The 17,990-nt window shown below is 38.1% G+C and carries 17 protein-coding genes; 13 read left to right on the top strand and 4 right to left on the bottom strand.

Annotation, left to right across the window (positions count from 1 at the left end):
• Positions 1–358 precede the first annotated feature (358 nt).
• The 11 genes from IRB43_RS10235 (at position 359) to IRB43_RS10185 (ending at position 11,826) form a co-directional block, all read left to right on the top strand.
• Positions 359–1,564 carry a glycosyltransferase family 4 protein gene (locus IRB43_RS10235; protein ID WP_203363369.1) on the top strand — a complete coding sequence of 402 codons (1,206 nt, stop codon included), beginning with the start codon at positions 359–361 and terminating at the stop codon, positions 1,562–1,564.
• 2 nt (positions 1,565–1,566) lie between these two features.
• On the top strand, positions 1,567–2,652 hold the full coding sequence (locus tag IRB43_RS10230) for a polysaccharide biosynthesis protein (protein WP_203363368.1): 1,086 nt from the start codon (positions 1,567–1,569) through the stop codon (positions 2,650–2,652).
• On the top strand, positions 2,585–3,694 hold the full coding sequence (locus tag IRB43_RS10225; protein ID WP_203363367.1) for a capsular polysaccharide biosynthesis protein CapF: 1,110 nt from the start codon (positions 2,585–2,587) through the stop codon (positions 3,692–3,694). Before IRB43_RS10230 ends, IRB43_RS10225 begins: the two co-directional genes overlap by 68 nt.
• A 2-nt stretch (positions 3,695–3,696) precedes the next feature.
• Positions 3,697–4,848 (top strand): non-hydrolyzing UDP-N-acetylglucosamine 2-epimerase, encoded by a 1,152-nt coding sequence (gene wecB, locus IRB43_RS10220; protein ID WP_203363366.1) that lies wholly within the window; start codon positions 3,697–3,699, stop codon positions 4,846–4,848.
• Positions 4,845–5,924, top strand: a complete 1,080-nt coding sequence (locus IRB43_RS10215; RefSeq protein ID WP_203363365.1) for a glycosyltransferase family protein — start codon at positions 4,845–4,847, stop codon at positions 5,922–5,924. Before wecB ends, IRB43_RS10215 begins: the two co-directional genes overlap by 4 nt.
• A 24-nt stretch (positions 5,925–5,948) precedes the next feature.
• A complete protein-coding gene (locus IRB43_RS10210) occupies positions 5,949–7,010 on the top strand; it encodes an EpsG family protein (RefSeq protein WP_203363364.1) in 1,062 nt (353 codons plus the stop codon).
• Positions 7,011–7,211: 201 nt separating this feature from the next.
• Positions 7,212–8,138: a glycosyltransferase family 2 protein gene (locus IRB43_RS10205; protein ID WP_275296769.1), complete on the top strand. Its 927-nt coding sequence runs from the start codon at positions 7,212–7,214 to the stop codon at positions 8,136–8,138.
• A gap of 55 nt (positions 8,139–8,193) precedes the next feature.
• Positions 8,194–9,732, top strand: coding sequence for a murein biosynthesis integral membrane protein MurJ (gene murJ / locus IRB43_RS10200; RefSeq protein WP_343070850.1), 1,539 nt, complete (start codon positions 8,194–8,196; stop codon positions 9,730–9,732).
• A 27-nt stretch (positions 9,733–9,759) separates the two neighbouring features.
• Entirely contained in the window at positions 9,760–10,281 is a 522-nt protein-coding gene (locus IRB43_RS10195; protein WP_238941939.1) for a VanZ family protein, read from the top strand.
• Positions 10,282–10,405: 124 nt separating this feature from the next.
• Positions 10,406–10,603, top strand: a complete 198-nt coding sequence (locus tag IRB43_RS10190; protein WP_203363360.1) for a hypothetical protein — start codon at positions 10,406–10,408, stop codon at positions 10,601–10,603.
• Positions 10,604–10,863: 260 nt separating this feature from the next.
• Positions 10,864–11,826, top strand: coding sequence for an S-layer homology domain-containing protein (locus IRB43_RS10185; protein WP_203363359.1), 963 nt, complete (start codon positions 10,864–10,866; stop codon positions 11,824–11,826).
• Positions 11,827–11,875: 49 nt separating this feature from the next.
• On the opposite strand, the gene IRB43_RS10180 is transcribed toward IRB43_RS10185, so the two are convergent.
• Entirely contained in the window at positions 11,876–12,724 is an 849-nt protein-coding gene (locus IRB43_RS10180; protein WP_203363358.1) for an N-acetylmuramoyl-L-alanine amidase, read from the bottom strand.
• Positions 12,717–13,745 carry a YARHG domain-containing protein gene (locus tag IRB43_RS10175; RefSeq protein ID WP_203363357.1) on the bottom strand — a complete coding sequence of 343 codons (1,029 nt, stop codon included), beginning with the start codon at positions 13,743–13,745 and terminating at the stop codon, positions 12,717–12,719. The genes IRB43_RS10180 and IRB43_RS10175 overlap by 8 nt, the downstream gene beginning before the upstream one ends.
• A gap of 212 nt (positions 13,746–13,957) precedes the next feature.
• Here IRB43_RS10175 and IRB43_RS10170 point away from each other — a divergent pair, with 212 nt between their 5' ends.
• Together IRB43_RS10170 and IRB43_RS10165 are read left to right on the top strand one after the other, a co-directional pair.
• Positions 13,958–14,425, top strand: a complete 468-nt coding sequence (locus IRB43_RS10170; RefSeq protein WP_238941938.1) for a hypothetical protein — start codon at positions 13,958–13,960, stop codon at positions 14,423–14,425.
• Positions 14,426–14,500: 75 nt separating this feature from the next.
• Positions 14,501–17,605 (top strand): sensor histidine kinase, encoded by a 3,105-nt coding sequence (locus tag IRB43_RS10165; protein WP_203363355.1) that lies wholly within the window; start codon positions 14,501–14,503, stop codon positions 17,603–17,605.
• Positions 17,606–17,645: 40 nt separating this feature from the next.
• On the opposite strand, the gene IRB43_RS10160 is transcribed toward IRB43_RS10165, so the two are convergent.
• Together IRB43_RS10160 and IRB43_RS10155 are read right to left on the bottom strand one after the other, a co-directional pair.
• Positions 17,646–17,795, bottom strand: coding sequence for a hypothetical protein (locus IRB43_RS10160; protein WP_203363354.1), 150 nt, complete (start codon positions 17,793–17,795; stop codon positions 17,646–17,648).
• A 24-nt stretch (positions 17,796–17,819) separates the two neighbouring features.
• The gene (locus IRB43_RS10155; protein ID WP_203363353.1) at positions 17,820–17,972 is read right to left on the bottom strand and encodes a hypothetical protein; all 153 of its coding nucleotides are present in this window, start codon (positions 17,970–17,972) and stop codon (positions 17,820–17,822) included.
• Positions 17,973–17,990: the final 18 nt, after the last annotated feature.

The following is a 17,990-nucleotide window of genomic DNA, read 5'->3' as shown; positions in this document are numbered from 1 at the left end:
AGCTACAGGCGCCAGCGACTAGTGGATTTCCATGCTCCTCCTTGCGATAAGTCAACATCGATTCACTAACGTTCATCGTGTTTCCTTTATCTCATGCGGATCATTCCAATCCATACGTCGCTAAACGGCACCTTCCGCATTTCGATTGTCTAGCTGCGCCTCCTAGACACTCGAGTCAAATGCCAGCCTGACTGCATGGCTGAAGAACGCCATTCCGTCATTCTGTCATTTGCTTGTCGTGTCTGAACAGTCGGCTCCGCTTTTCGTTTAAAACTATTAATAAAAGTTCATTTTGATAGTGGGTTTTTATTAGTAGTTTTTTTGTATGTGATTTTAGTTGAGGAAAGAGGGTGATGGAATGAATGTGTTGTTTTTAACGTTGGCGAGTATTGAAGATATTCAGGAAAGAGGCATTTATACGGATCTTATTAGGGAACTTGCTTATCGAGGCATCCATATGCATGTAGTGACGCCGAGGGAGAAAAGAAAGAATTTGCCGACGGAGTTAGTTAAGGAAGGTTATATTTCTCTATTAAAAGTGAAAACTGGCAACATCACAAAAACGAATATGATCGAAAAAGGGCTGTCTACTTTAAGTATAGAAAGGCAATATCTTCAGGCGATCCAACAGCATTTTCCCAACGTTCATTTTGACCTTATTCTCTACTCGACGCCGCCGATCACGTTTGAGAAGGTTGTCCGTTATTTTAAAGAGCATCATCAAAGCAAGACGTATTTAATGCTGAAAGATATTTTCCCGCAAAATGCGGTGGATATCGGCTTGATGCGAACAGGCAGTATGATGTGGAAATACTTTAGAAATAAGGAAAAAAAGCTGTATGAGCTATCCGATCAGATTGGATGTATGTCGCAAGCAAATGTCGATTACATTGCTCGGCATAACAACATAGATAAGAATCAGCTGGAGATTTTTCCAAATTGTATTTATCCCATCGATAAAATTGTAAAAACAGACACATGTCATCATTTGCTTGAAAAATATAAAATTCCTAAAAATACTACTTTATTTATTTACGGAGGAAACTTAGGAAAACCCCAAGGGATCGACTTTTTATTAGAAGTGGCGGCTCACTTTGATGCGGGTCATCTATTAATTGTCGGTTCTGGGACGGAGTATGAAAGGGTTCGCTCTACTCTTCAAGTGCTCAATAATAAAAATGTCACGCTTTTGCCCTATCTTCCAAAAGAGGAATATGATCAATTGCTGCAAATAGCGGATGTGGGTCTGATTTTTTTAGATCGCAGGTTTACGATTCCTAATTTTCCTTCAAGGCTTTTGTCTTATATGGAATACTCGATTCCCATCTTGGCGGCAACAGATTGTCAGACAGATATAAAGGATGTGCTAAGAGAATCCGATAGCGGTTTTTGGTGCGAAAGCGGCGATCTAGAGAGTTTTATGATGTATGCTGCAAGGCTTTCGATCAACAAACGTTTGCGAGAAGACATGGGCGATAACGGAAGAAGGTATTTGGAGAAACATTATGATGTGCGAAAAGCAGCAGATATTTTGTTAAAGCATGTATTAGCGGGGGTGGAGTGAAAGTGTTTAAAGATAAAACGTTAATGATCACTGGTGGCACAGGCTCATTTGGTCATGCGGTAATGGAGCGGTTTTTAGATTCAGACATTCAAGAAATTCGAATTTTCTCTCGTGATGAGAAAAAACAGGATGATATGAGAAAACGTTATAAAAATGACAAACTCAAGTTTTACATAGGGGATGTGCGCGACTTAGCTAGCGTGAAAAATGCGATGCACGGGGTGCATTTCGTTTTTCATGCGGCGGCGTTAAAGCAAGTGCCTTCCTGTGAGTTCTTTCCGCTTGAAGCAGTGAAAACGAATATTATCGGAACGGAAAATGTGCTGACAGCTGCGATCGAATACAGGGTTGAGAAGGTGATCTGTTTATCGACGGACAAAGCGGCTTATCCAATTAATGCAATGGGTATTTCAAAGGCAATGATGGAAAAAGTGTTTGTGGCCAAATCGAAAACGGTCTCTCCTGAGCGAACCTTGATCTGTGGGACGAGATATGGCAACGTCATGGCCTCTCGTGGCTCCGTCATTCCTTTATTTGTGGAGCAGATCAAAAATGGGCAGCCGCTAACTGTCACGGACCCCGACATGACAAGATTTTTGATGAGTTTAGAAGAAGCGGTCGAGCTTGTCGTGTTTGCCTTTCTGCATGCGAAAGCGGGAGACATTATGGTTCAAAAGTCGCCAGCTTCTACAGTCGGGGATTTGGCTCAAGCATTGAAAGAGTTATTTGACGCTGATAATGAAATCCAAGTGATCGGTACTCGCCACGGAGAAAAGTTATATGAAACGCTGTTGACAAGAGAAGAGCATGTGGTAGCGGATGATTTAGAGGGATTCTTTCGAGTACCTGCCGATCAACGGGATCTTAACTATGACAAATACTTTGCTAAAGGGAATCAAATGCTCATGATGGCTGAAGAGTACAACTCTCACAACACGGAGCGGTTAAATGTGGAGCAAGTAAAGGAAAAACTACTCACCTTACATTATATTCAAGAAGAGTTGAAAGGCTGGAGAAATGATGAAAATACTCATAACAGGAGCGAACGGGTTCATTGGAAAGAACTTAGTGGCGGAGTTAAAAAATAAAGGCTACACCGATATTTTTGAATACACGCGCGAAACAGACCCCGACCTTTTAGATGCATATACAAAAGAGTGTGAGTTTGTGTTTCATTTAGCGGGTGTCAATCGGCCACAAGATGACAAAGAGTTTATGGAAGGGAATTTTGGCTTTACTGCTAGGTTGCTAGAATTATTAAAAAAACATCATAATTCTGCACCGGTTCTTTTTACTTCATCAATTCAAGTGGAACAAGATCACCCGTATGGTCGAAGTAAGAGAGCGGGAGAAGCTCTGATATTTGCTCATGGTGATGAAATGAATAGTCCATTTTATATTTATCGATTACCTAATCTCTTTGGAAAATGGTGCAAACCGAATTATAACAGCGTCGTAGCAACATTCTGCCATAATATTGCCAGAGATTTAGCGATTCAAGTAAATGATCCGAATACAGAGCTAACATTGTGCTACATAGATGATGTGCTAGCCGAATTTTTGCGAGCATTAGAAGGAGAGCCAACGAGAGAAGAGCCTTTTTGTTATGTGCCGATTACTTATCAAGTAACGCTTGGGGAGCTTGCGGACAAGCTTTATGCATTTAAGCAGAATAGAGAGACGTTGGTGATGCCCTCTTTAAAAAGTGACTTCGACCGAGCGTTATACGCTACTTTCTTATCGTATTTAGAAGAAGACAATTTTTCCTATAAGTTAAAGAAAAATGTCGATCAGCGTGGCTGGCTTGCGGAATTTCTGAAAACGGACAGCATGGGGCAAATTTTTATTTCCAAGACGAAGCCAGGTGTGGTAAGAGGAAACCATTGGCACCATACAAAAGTGGAGAAATTCCTTGTCATTCAAGGAGAAGCGCTCATTAAGTTTCGTCAAATTGATACGGATGAAGTGATCGAATACAAGGTCGATGGTGAGGTCCCAGAGGTTGTCGATATTCCAGCGGGCTACACCCATTCGATTGAAAATGTCGGTAACGATGAAGTGATTACTCTTTTCTGGGCTTGTGAAATTTTCAATCCTGAACAACCAGATACGTACTATTTGGAGGTATAGACATGACCAAAATGAAAGTGATGACCATTGTTGGCACAAGGCCAGAAATCATTCGATTATCAGAAACGATGAAAGCATGTGACCGTTATTTTGATCACGTTCTCGTCCATACAGGACAAAACTGGGATTACACATTAAATCAAGTGTTCTTTGAAGAGTTAGGCTTGCGTGAGCCTGACTATTATTTAGAGGCAGTTGGCGAACATCTTGGGGACACGATGGGCAACATTATCGCTAAATCGTATGAAGTGTTGGCGAAGGAACAGCCAGATGCTTTGCTTATTCTTGGAGATACGAACAGCTGTCTTTCAGCGGTAGCGGCTAAGCGATTGAAGATCCCCATTTTTCATATGGAAGCAGGCAATCGCTGCTTTGATCAAAATGTACCAGAAGAAATTAACCGCAAAATTGTTGACCACGTATCCGATATTAACCTTCCTTATACGGAACATAGCCGACGGTACTTGCTGTCAGAGGGCATTCGCAAAGAGCATATTTTTGTAACGGGATCACCGATGACTGAAGTATTGCACAAACATATGTTGAGCATTACCAACAGTCCCGTGCTAGACCAGTTGAAGCTAGAAGCCGGCAAGTACATTTTGATCTCAGCCCATCGAGAAGAAAATATTGACCACGAAGCGCACTTTTTATCGCTGATGAATGCGATCAATCATATTGCTGAAAAGTACCAGCTGCCCATTATTTATTCCACCCATCCGCGCAGTTGGAAGAAGATTGAGGAGAGAGGATTCAACTTCCATCCGCTCGTTCAGCAATTACGTCCGTTTGGCTTCTTTGACTACAACCAGCTGCAACTAAACGCATTTGTGGTATTATCCGACAGCGGGACGTTATCAGAAGAATCCGCGATCCTTGGATTTCCAGGTGTCTTAATTCGCACTTCCACTGAGCGACCAGAAGTGCTCGATAAAGGAACGGTTGTGATCGGCGGCATTACAGAGAAAGAAATTGTGCAAGCCGTTGAGCTAAGCCGAGCGATGTGGGAGAACAACGAAAAGACGTATGTGGCGAGCGACTATCATGATGAGAATGTGTCGGTGAAGGTTGTGAAGATTATACAGAGTTATACGGGGATTGTTAATCGGGATGTTTGGAAGAAACAGATATTTAGAAAGGTCAACTATTTATGAGAATCGCTCTAATTTGTCCATCAAATATGCTTTTTATGCCATATGTTGAAAACTATATAAGGGTGCTTCAACAACATCAAGTTGATTATACAGTGATCAATTGGGATAGATTTCAAATCAATGATAAACAAGAGATATTTGTTTATAGAGATAAGAAGAAGGGGCATCGAAGAAATTACTATGATTATGTTCAGTTCAAAAAGTTTATCATCAACAAATTGGAGAAGAATCAATTTGATAGATTGATTGTATTTGGATTGCAAATATCCTATTTCTTACATCGCTATTTAATCAAAAACTATAAGAATAACTATATTATTGATATTAGAGATCATCATAAGTTAATGAAATTTTTTCATATAAAAAAGTTCATTCACCACTCGTATTTTACTGTTATCTCCTCTCCGGCTTATTGTTCTTGGCTTCCAAATAGTGATAAATATGTAATTAATCATAATACTGTTATTGATAATCTAAAGGAATTGCAGCCAATACAAAAACGCTTTAATAAAGAGCAGTTGAACGTCTCTTGTATTGGTGCCATTAGAGATTACGATATCAATATTGAATTTATCTATTCATTGAAAAATCATAGCAACATCACTTTGTATTATCATGGGGAAGGGGATATTAATACAAATATAGAAAATTATTTAAGCCGCAATAACATCCAAAATGTCAAGCTTACAGGTAGGTATAAAAAAGAAGATGAAAAAGATTTATACATGAAAAGTGATTTAATCAATGTTTTAAGACTAAATGACGGAATAAATAATCAAACAGCCCTTCCTAATCGGTTATATAACGCTGCTTTAAACGGAAGGCCAATGATCGCTCTCAAGGGAACTAGTTTAACTGAAGAAATACAAAAATATAATTTAGGTTTAGTAGTAGAAACTTTGGAAAATGTGGATCAAAAGATCATTAGCTATATGGAAAGGTTTGATTTGGCTAAGTATGAAGCTGGTAGAGTAGACTTTTTTCGTAAGATAATAAAAGACAATGCAATATTTAATTCTAAGTTAAAAGGATTTATTTATTCAAGAGATAGACAAGACCATTTGCAGTATATGTAAGAGAAAAAGAGGAAGGGCTTTAATATGAGTGTATATATTGCGTTCATTATCGTTACCGTCATTTTCATGATCGTAGAAAAAGCCATGTTCGTTAACAAAACTCTCGTTAGGAAAATATATTTGATCATTCTTATTACCTTTTCGGGGTTTCGATATAATGTTGGCTGGGATTATAAAGCCTATTCGATGATTATTGATAGTTTGAGAAACTATGGTATCAATATTTATGACAAAGGAGAACCATTATCGAACTTGCTTTTGACTATATCTAGCAAGTTCCAAACAAATTTATTTTTCTTCTTAATAACATCGATCGTGATTTATTATCTAATAATAAAGACTTTAGATCAATATAGTGTGAACTATTATTTAAGCTTGCTTTTTTTTATAGGGTTTCCACTTTTCTACTTGAACTCATTGAGTGTGATAAGAAACTTTATTGCAATCGCTATTTGTTTTTGGGCGTATAAATATTTAAAGAAAAATCAAACGTTGAAGTATATGATCGCTGTTTTGATTGCTTTTTTATTTCATAAAACAGCGCTTGTAGCTTTGTTATTAATACCATTAAGAAATGTAAGAATAAATAAGGTATTTTCTGTTATATTAATCACTTCATCATTTTTTCTGCAAACGGTGTTTGTTAAAATTTTCGAGTATGTTCGTATACCAGGTTATTCAAATTATTTTATTGAACTAGATATGGGAGCAAATCATGGCGGTAATAAAGTCATTTTTATGCTACTGTTAATTTTTGTGATTTTATTGCTAGTTCATAATGAAAAGGTAAGTAAGGAAGCTAACTTTTTCTACAATAGTTTTGTTATTGGTTTGTTTTTTTATAATGCCTTTTTAGACATGGGCACAGTTGCACATAGAGCAACGTTATACTTTACTATGTACGGCTTGTTAGCCTTGCCAGAGTATATAAAATTGTACAAAAAAGAGCGTTTACTGATTTCTTATAGTATGTACTGTGCCTTCATATGTATGTTTGTATACACTATATACTTGACTATCAATATGGTAGAAGGACCTTATATACCTTACCGGTTATTCCCTTTATCCCGTGTGAACGGGCTGTAAGATCTCCTCACCTCAACAAGGCAGAAGAAACACAGACGTGTAGGCGGGAGATCAACAGGCCGTGAATGCCCGATCCGTTCAACTAATAATCAGTGGTGGGAAGAAAACCCCACTGATTGAAGTTTCACTTGATTTGAAATAAGGGATTAATTTGAGCTACTAGGTTTATCTGTTACTTGTGAAGGAGTGGAAAAGGGTTTGATGCCTAAAGTGTCTATAATCATGCCAGTATTTAATAAGGAAAGTCGCTTGAAATATAGTATTAATAGCGTCTTAAATCAGACATATCAAAATTTTGAACTGATAATCATTAATGATGGGTCTACAGATCATAGCAGTGACGTTATTATTCAATATAAAAATAAAGATTCTAGAATTGTATATATAGAACAAGAGAATAAGGGAGTATCAATGGCAAGAAATTTAGGAATTCGTCAGTCAAAGGCAGAGTATGTTACTTTCTTAGATGCGGATGATGAGTTAGATCCTGCTTTTTTAGAAAAGATGCTATCAAAAATAGGAAACTCAAATGTATGTTGTTGCTTCCATCATTATATAATCAATGGGACAGCAAAGAAAGCACGGATGAAATTTTTTGAAGGGGATATTCTTGAAAAATATCTCTATAATATATGCACTCCAAATACCAATTCTTGGTTAATGAAGAGAAATTATTTGGATGAAAATAATATTTTGTTTTCGCCTGAAGTCAACTGGGGAGAAGATATGGTCTTTTTCTCAAAAGTATTACTTCATGATAAAAATGTGAAGTGTGTACCAGAATACCTCACTAATTATCACTATAATTCAGCTAATTCTCTGAGTGAAAATAATATTGACAAAATAGATAAAGATCTTCGGTGGATGAACGATTTAAAAAAGTATATTGCTATGAATGAACAGAACGTTAAACGAAAGAAAAATTGTATAGAAGCTATTGATGCGTATCGGATTCCAGGAGCCATTATTTATAGGATGTATACTAATGTAGGGGTTATTGATAGAAAACAGCTTAAACAACTAGTACCACTGTATGAAAAGTATACAAAGAAAATAAAAATATCTAATGGTGTAAGAAGCTTAAAATTAATTTATTATAGAAAGAAATTTTTAAAAATGATTGGCTAGCGGCTGTCTCATAAGGCAATTTGGTTCCTTATAGGACAGTCTCTATAATTTTAATATGAAAGTAAGGATAGATATGAAAAAAATAGCCATTCTGTTAATGGTAATAACGATCCTTTCAAAGCTACTGGGATTATTGAGAGACATCGTCCTATCGTACTTTTATGGAACTTCTGCCATAAGTGATGCCTATTTGATTGCGATTACGATATCTGCCATTGTATTTGGGTTTGTAGTATCAGGTATATCTACTGGGTATATTCCATTATTCAGGAAGATAGAAAAGGAACAAGGATTAGAAGAGGGGAATAAGTTTACAAATAATTTAGTAAATATGTTGCTTTTGTTATCCACTTTTATTATTGGTTTTGGATTGCTATTTACTGAGCAGTTAGTAAAAATATTTGCATCGGGATTTGAGGGAGAGACCTTATCCTTAGCAGTTACCTTTACAAGAATCAGTTTAATTTCTATTTACTTCACGGGGTTATTTACTCTTTTCAGTGGATATCTTCAATTGCATGGTAATTATGTCATTCCTGCATTAACCGGACTTCCCTTAAACTTCATCACTATTTTATCTATTTATTTCAGTTCGATTACAACCCCTTCCGTATTAGTAATAGGATTAGTAGCGGCGACGGCTTCCCAACTAGTCTTGCTTATACCTTTTATTTATAAAAGTCGCTATAAGCATAAATTAACCTTGAACTTTAAAGACAAGCATATTCAATCTTTATTTTATATATCCATTCCGGTGATTATTGGTTCTTCTGTTGATCAAATAAATGTACTAGTTGATCGAACGATCGCTTCTCAATTATCTGTAGGTGGAATATCTGCTCTTAATTATGGGAATAGATTAGTTGGGTTTGTACAAGGAATTTTCGTATTATCAATTTCTACTGTCATGTATCCACTGATTTCTAAAATGGCAGCAGAAAATGATATAAAAGGGTTAAAGAAGACCGTAGTAGAAGCGATTGGAAGTATTAATTTACTTGTTATCCCTGCAACTGTAGGAGCCCTGCTTTTTGCAGAGCCCCTTGTGACGTTGTTGTTTGGTAGAGGTGCATTTGACGATGAAGCATTAACCATGACTTCTGGTGCGTTTTTTTTCTATTCAATAGGGATGATTGGAGTTGGTATCAGAGAGATACTAGACAAAGCTTTTTATTCTTTGCAAGATTCAAGAGCCCCTATGGTGAATGCAGTGATAGCTCTAGTGCTAAATATTATTTTAAATATTATTCTGTCTCGATTTTTAGGTATTGAAGGATTAGCACTAGCGACCAGCATTTCAGCTGTAACTTGTACCATCCTTCTTTTGGTTAGTTTAAGGAAAAAAATAGGTCCACTTGGCTTAAAGCAGTTAGCTTTGTCATTCATTAAAATTAGTGTTGCGTCTGTGTTTATGGGAGGAATAGCTAAACTGACATATATTTATTTATTGAACATTTTGAGTGTTTATTTTTCCGTTGTGATTGCAATAGCTGTAGGAGTGGTCGCTTATTTTATTATCATTTTCTTTATGAGAATTGAAGAGGTCGATGTTGTTCTTCATACATTGAGAACAAAAATTAAGAAAAGTGTTTGAATGATTTTATTATTTAAGGAGCTCGTTTTGAAAAACATTGTTAGAGTCGTGTTGTTGATGATTGTAGCAGGTGTCATTTTTCGCTTTTCTTCGCAAACGTATGAGCAGCAGTCGCTCATTCCGCTTATGAGGAAGGTGTTTCCGGGGGAGCCGTTTGCTGAAGTATTAGGAAGTTTGAAGCTTTCTTATGCAGGGGGAGAGATTTCAGTAGAGTCTCTTGGTTATTATTACTTTATCGAGTTTTTTATTCGCAAATTTGCTCATTTGTTTTTGTTTGGTTGTTTGGCTGCGGCTTTATTTGGGGTACTAGTTGTTTGGCGACCAGATGAAGTATGGAAGTCGGCTATTAGGGCGTTAATGGGTACAGGCCTATATGCCACTATTGACGAGTTTCACCAGATGCTAACGGGTGGACGGAGCCCGCTTTTGACAGACGTATTCATTGATTTGACGGGTGGACTGATCGCGTTGGTGATCGTAGTGCCTTTATATAGATGGAAGCAGCGTAAAAGGAAGGAAGAAGTCATAAAGTTGGACGATTTTTTATAAAAAGTTCTTTATAATGAACATAAAGTTCTTTATATAGTTATTAGTTTATTGTAAAATGGTGATATAGACAAACATGATTATGTTCGTTTTTCTGCTTTCAAGGATCTTTAAGGAGGAGAGGGTCTTGGTTACAGAAAGAAAAACGTTTGTAGCGTCTCATTTTCAATATCCATTTGATCGGTTGTTACTGAATATCGACAACTCTGATCATCATAAAGAATTAGCTGATCGAGCTTGGAAAGTGCTAGAGAAAGAGCTAATGTCGAATGACCCTTCTATTCGGATAGCGGCGGCGGAAGGAATTTTGCGAGTGTTGAAATAAAAAAGAGTACAAGTTTATCAGCTCGGGACGATAGCGCTCGTAGCTAGACAAAGAAAAGCGACAGGCTATGGGAGTGAGCTGTTCTAACTAGTCAGCAAATCAAACACCTCATCATTAAATATGATGGGGTGTTTATTTGCATGCACACAGAATAAATGGATAAAACATAATCTGGTAAAGTAGTTTTATAAAATAATTGATAATTAGTCATTTCCTCCATAAGGATTAATTTGATATAATTGGAAGTGGGAGGGGTGTTCTTGAAAAAGTATTTAGCAGTTCTCTTTTCGGTTATGATGTTTTTTAGTAGTGTTGGGGTAGCTGCAGCGGCGTTTAAAGATGTAAGTCAAACACATTGGGCAGTTGACGAAATCACGTATTTAACAGAAAACAAGGTGATCGGCGGTTATTCAGATGGCTCCTTTCGTCCGCAAGAGCAACTGACTCGTATACAAGCGATCATTTTGATGGCTAAGGCATTGAAGCTTGATCTGTCTAATCGACCGAATCCAGGCTTTAAAGATGTGCCGCCATCACACGCAAGTTATAAATATGTGGCTGCTGTGATGGATGCGGGAGTTTTTCCTAAAAAAAGCAATTATTTAGAGCCATATAAGCCCATTACAAGAGATGATATGGCTTATATGCTAGCAAAGGGGTTTGAGTTAAAAGCGTCAGGAAATTATTCATTCAAGGATGTTTCCTCGAATCATTGGGCTTATCCATCAATTATGGCGCTAGCAAGCAATAATATTACAATCGGGTATGGCGATGGAACATTTCGTCCAAATGCTGTTGTAACGAGAGCGCAGTTTTCTACTTTTCTAGCAAAAGCAAAAGACGATCAATTTAAAACGTTTACCTACCATAGTCAAATGCTAGCGTATAAGATGCAGCTTCCGAATTATATGAAAGATAAGATTACGGTGAAAGATAAAAAAGTGCAAGACTACGTCTATGTGACGGAAATTTACTATAAAGACACAACGAACCTCAAAAAGGATCTATTTGTAGGAGCAATTCGTAAAATCCATAAATCGAAAATGCCACAATATCAAGGGGCACCTTATAATCCTTTGAAAATAAAAGGTGATTATCACTACTTTCATCAAGGACCAAGTGAAAGCCCGTATAGTATGAATGGACAATTGAATTCTCCAGAAGCGATAGAATTTAGTAAAATCTATTTTAAAATTTTTCACATGTCTAAAGGAATTCAATAAAAAAAGCGGGCATTCCCTTTTGGGGATGCCCGCTTTTTTCGTATTCATCCTATTCAGACATCTCTTGTTTCGTTTTAGCATATTGCTCAATGCCATTGGCAGTTAGTTGCATCAAGTTGGTTAAGTAAGTTGAATCCGCTAGTTTCACATCTTCTTCCGGATTCGTCATAAATCCGATTTCTGTAAGAATAACGGGAACTTTAGACCAGTTGAACCCAGAGAGGTTACTTCTGTAGAAAAGACCCGTTTCATAAAGCGGGATTTTCTGTGAGACACTCGCAAGGACCAGCTTGGCGGCCTGTTCGCTATCTGCAAAAATAGCGGTTGTGTAAGGGGTATCTTTCGCTGGAACGAGTACAGAGAATCCGCTTGTCTTGGCACTTTCTGATCCATCGGCGTGAACGCGAACGAACAAGTCAGCTTCTTGCTGATTGGCGATTTCCGCTCGCTCTTTATTGCTAATGTTGACATCCGCTGTAGTGCGTGTCATGATGACCCGGAATCCTTTCTTTTCTAACTCTTTTTTTAATAAAATCGATGCTTTCAGCGTTAAGGCATGTTCCGGAGTGCCGGTGACTGCTCCAGTTGTTCCTCCTGACACTTTATACTTTGTTTCTTGCGCACCTGGTCCGATCGGCTCGGGTTCTAAATTTGCCTTTAATTGGTGTCCGGGATCAATGCAGATGAGGAAAGGGTCTTCCTGCTCGGCTAACGCATCCGAAGCTTCCGTTTTTGTCTCCATTTTTTCAGGCACCTGTTTGTTCTCTTGTTCATTGTCTTTTTCAAAAAATGTATTCAACAGCCCTTGTTCCGATTGAGAGTCTAGCTGAAGAAGCAGAAAGGAAGAGACAGCTGCGATCAAAATAATCGTAACAGATAGCCATTTCATCTTATTCATACGATTTAATGAACTCTACATTTTGCTTTTCTAAACTAGATAAGTTTCCATTGAAATTAGGGTTAGGACTATACCACGATTGGTTGTTAAAATAGTTTTGCAAGTCTTTCGATTTGAACATATACCCGTGTCTTGCAAAGATTTCATTTCTTGCTAGACGAAGCTCACTTTTCGTTAAACCCGCAATGTCGTTATAGGTTAAATATGTATAATCGCTATGAGGCAGAATATAATAGGAGTATTCTGGCGTGACTTCTCGAATGACTTCTTTCACAATCGTTTTTTGCTCTTCTTCTTTTTCTAACGTTCCTGTCGTCAATACAACGGCTGTTTCTGTTTTGGAACCAGCTAGATTAATAGTAACTTCGTCTTTCTTTTTCCCGCTTAGACCTTTAATAGAGTAGAGACCTGTTAGAAAAGGACCGAATTCTTTCGTATCTTCAGCGTTGTCTAATACACCAATTTCACTATCATTTAAATGGATGGTTGTATTATCACCAGTGCTGCCAACTTTGATAAAATAACCAGGTGTGTCAATGACATAATTGGTGAAAATTCCAAAGTGTTTTCCGTTTTCACGTAAATAAAACGGTTGCTTGCCAAATCCTTCATCATGAAGAGAGTCTTTCACATCCTCTATTAGTGACGGTTCTTTATCAATCAGTGCAAATAAAGCATTTAGACTTTCTTCATTAATATTGAGACGAGAATCTGTGGGGATAATTAATGTTTTAAGTGTTTGTTTATCTTTTTGAGTAAGGGCGGTGATGAATTGATCAATGACCGCTTCTTCACTGTATTTCTTAGACAGCATTTGATAGCTAGTAAATAAAAAAATCATAAGAACGGCAGCGAGTGTAAAAGCAATAAGCAGTTTGTTCTTTTGGAATTTTCTTTTTGAAAATTTCACTTCTTCACGATTAGTCAGCTTTCCTGTTTGTTCTTTCAAAGAGGCCCCGCATTCTGAGCAAAAAGCATGATCTTGTTGCGATTGATGTCCACAAGCTTTGCAAATCTTCATCTCCTTCTCCTCCTTTTTTATGAATGATATTTTTATATTACCAAAATATAAAAATCGTTACAATTTCTGTTTTTTTGATATGAGAGAGGCTTTTTAGTACCTTGGTTGCTTTATCAATACTAAAAGACTTGGCCAATGAATAAAATCATCATAACGGTAATCGAACTTGATCGACATAAGTCAGGAGCGGATGAAGAGAGAGGAGGGATATGTTGAAGATTGGACGGCGACGGGGACAATGGAATGCCTTATTGTTAGTGATCATTGTTTTGATCGTAGCGCTATGGGGGCTAATCGGCTGGATCAGGGTGTCTCCGAATGAACAGGCAGAGCGGGTTGTTCGCCAGTTTTATGAGTTTGAGCAGGAAGCCCGCTTTTCAGAGTCATGGGAGCTGTTTCATCCTTTGATGAAAGAGCGATTTGCGAAGGGAGATTATATACAGGAGCGAGCGCATGTGTTTATGAGTCATTTTGGAGTAGAGACATTTTCTTTTTCTCTTGGAAGTGTCAAGAAGATGGAAAATTGGAAGGGCGCAGAAGAGTCCGCTCCGTTAAAAGCAGTATATCAAGTACCGGTGATTCAAATGTATCAAGGGAAGTTCGGGAATTTTTCCTTACATCAAGAGGTCTTTGTGACAGAGCATAAAGGGGAATGGCTGATTTTGTGGGATTATGAGTAGCGAGAAAAATATAGAAGAAGGAAGCTGTCTCAGTAACGGAGTCAGCTTTTTTGTTTCTGTAGAAAGTAAACATTCATGGTAAAATGGAGAAAAATATTAGGTGTGATTAAGAGATGGAAGAATACATTGTCTAATTTCCAACGTGTGAAAGTGAAGCAGTTCCTGTTTGTTGTTGTCATTTTACTTGCGTTGACTGGCTTTCGGATGATATGGATCGCTTATCAAGTGGGACCGGATCAACCGGTAGCTCATCAAGGAATATTAGATCTTCGCAATTATGAGTTGTCAAATAATCCAACGCTTGTTTTGGATGGAGAGTGGGAGTTCTTTCCTGAAACATTATGGACGCCTCAGTTAGAAGCATTACCACAGGAACGAAGAAAGCTAGTATCAATTCCTACAAAAGAAAATACAGACGTACCTTATCCATTCGGTATGTATCGATTAAAGATTTTGCTCCCACCAGATGAAAAACGAGTGTATGGGATTCGAGTCCAATCAGCTGAAATGGCGTCAAAGCTGTTTATCAATGATCGTCAAATAGCGGAAACAGGCCAAGTAGCAGATGATCAAGAAGAACATCAAGGACAAGTACTGCCTTACACTGCTTTGTTCTCATCTGATCAAGATGAACTTGACATCGTGTTACAAGTGTCCAACTTTAAGCATCCTGGCATGTCAGGGATTGAAAAATCTTTAACATTTGGTTTTGCCGATTCCGTCATCAAGGAGCAAAAGTCCGATGAAACGCTGCAAGTGATTGTGGGGGTTGTGTTAGTTTTATATGGTCTCGGCACGGCGTATATTTACTTTTTCTTTAAAAGCCAAAAAGAAGTGTCTTATTTTACCGCTGTTCTTTTTTGTATGACATTAGCGACATTAGTCGAGGATGATAAAGTTTTGCTTCAATGGTTACCGATGGACTATGAATGGTTAATGAAGATAATGAAAGTAAGTTATTTAGGTGTAGCCTTTTTTTTAATGCAGTTTATTAGAAGGATTATTCCAGTTGGTAATGCCCATCAAATCGTGAAGGGAACAGCGATTTTCTATGGGGTTTATGCATTGATTGTGTTAATGATGCCAACACAGTCTAATATTCTAGTTCTTCTCTTTCTGCTTTTTCTTTTATTGTATATTGTGGTTTTCGTATTTTCCCTTATTTTCACAGCAGATTCTCATAGAATAGAAGAGAGCACTTTGCTGATGTTTTCTTCCTTATGTATTTTCTCTAGTGCCTTGTGGGGAATGATTAAAACGTATGGTTGGCCCAATCTACCTTACTATCCATTTGACCTTATTTTATCCTTTTTTGGTATGGCTGCTTTCTGGTTCAAGCGCTTCTTCATGACGACAACACAAGTGGAGCAGCTTGTTGCTGAACTGAAAAAAGCGGATCAAGCAAAAGATGATTTTTTGGCGAATAGTTCTCATGAGTTAAGAAATCCGTTGAATGCGATTATCAATATGGCTCAAACAGTATTAGATAATGAAGGAGACTCGTTAGACCGTGAAAGTAGGAAAAACTTAGATCTCCTTATTACTGTCGGTCGCCGAATGTCCTTTATGCTCAATGATTTACTCGATGTAACTCGTTTAAAAGAGAAGGGGATGAGTATTCAGCCCGAAAGTGTCAAAATCCAAGCGGTTGCAGTAGGTGTGATGGATATGCTCAAGTTTATGATGGATGGAAAGTCGATTCAAATGGTATGCGATATACCAAATTCTTTTCCTCCTGTGTGGGCTGATGAACATCGACTCGTTCAAATTCTCTTTAATTTATTACACAATGCAGTCAAATATACAAATGAGGGAACGATTATTGTTCAAGCTCGTATCGAAAATGGAATGGCTGTCATTCATGTGAAGGATACAGGGATTGGAATCAATGAAGACCTGCAAAAAAGAGTGTTTGAACCTTACGAGCAAGGGGATTCGAGCATCACAGCTATCGGAGGAGGCTTAGGGCTTGGACTGAGCATTTGTAAGCAGTTAGTTGCTTTACATGGAGGTACGATAGCTGTTCGTTCCGTTCTTCACAAAGGATCAGATTTCTACTTTACGTTGCCACTAGCAAAAGGCTCCATTCAAGAACCAATGAATGAGGAAAGTACATATGAGATCTTTTCAGTGGATGCGCGCAATAGTGATCGATTGAACCAAAACAAGGCCCGATCGATCAATGGGGAAAAGGCTCGAATATTAGCTGTAGACGATGATTCGATCAATTTAAAAGTGTTAAGCAGTATTCTATCATCTGAATGGTATGAGGTCGTGACGGTAACAAGCGGAAAAGAAGCGTTAACATTATTAGATCAGCTAGAATACGATTTAATTATTTCTGATGTGATGATGCCGAACATGTCGGGGTATGAATTGACACAACATATTCGGAAACGCTACTCCATTTTAGAATTGCCGATTTTATTATTAACAGCTAGAAGTAATCCGGAAGATGTGGCAACTGGGTTTGCCGCGGGAGCCAATGATTATGTAACGAAACCAATGAATGCGTTGGAGTTAAGATCACGGACGAAAGCACTCATTGATTTGAAACTAGCGATTAGTGATCGGCTGCGAATGGAGGCGGCTTTGTTGCAAGCTCAAATTCAACCACATTTTTTATTTAATACATTAAATACGATTGCGTCACTAAGTACAATAGATACCTCTCGGATGGTGTCGCTACTAGAACATTTCGGCCAGTATTTACGAGCAAGCTTTGATGTGAGAAATTTACAACCACTGGTGCCCTTACAGCATGAACTAAATCTTTTGCGCTCCTATCTCTATATTGAAAAAGAGCGATTTGGTGATCGATTACAAATTAAGTGGGAGCTTGATGAGTCAATGGTGATCGAGATTCCGCCACTTTCTATTCAGCCACTTGTTGAAAATGCCGTCCGACATGGAGTATTGAAAAGAGCAAGTGGTGGAACGATCTGGATTAAAATAATAGATCATTCCACTTATGCTGAAATGACGATAAAAGATGATGGAGTTGGGATGAATGAAGAGAGAGTGAAGCAAGTACTTGATGGGAAGATCGATTCGTCACGAGGGATCGGTTTGTTCAATACGAATAGACGGCTCCAGCAAACGTATGGAAAAGGGCTACAGATTCATAGTTCTGTGAATGAGGGAACAGAAGTCTCTTTTACTATCCCTAAGACAAAATAAAAATATCGGCTCGAGGTCAAAAGACAAGCCGGCCAAAAGGTTAAAAAGCAACCTTTTGACCAACTTGTCTTTTGCTTGTTGTCGCTAAACGGGACCTTCCGCTTTTCTTGATCCAGCTGCAGGCGCCAGCGACTAGTGGATTTCCATGCTCCTCCTTGCGATAAGTCAACATCGATTCACTAGCGTTCATCGTGTTTCCTTTATCTCATACGGATCATTCCAATCCATACGTCGCTAAACGGCGCCTTCCGCTTTTCTGTTGTCCAGCTCCGCCTCCGCTTTTCTTTGTCCAGCTCCAGGTCCCAGCGACTAGTGTACTTCCGCCATCCTCCTTGCGATAAGTCAACATCGATTCACTAACGTTCATCGTGTTTCCTTTATCTCA

This window comes from Bacillus sp. REN10 (assembly GCF_016820555.1).
Classification (GTDB): domain Bacteria; phylum Bacillota; class Bacilli; order Bacillales; family Domibacillaceae; genus Bacillus_CE.
This window is presented reverse-complemented; position numbering and strand designations above follow the sequence as displayed.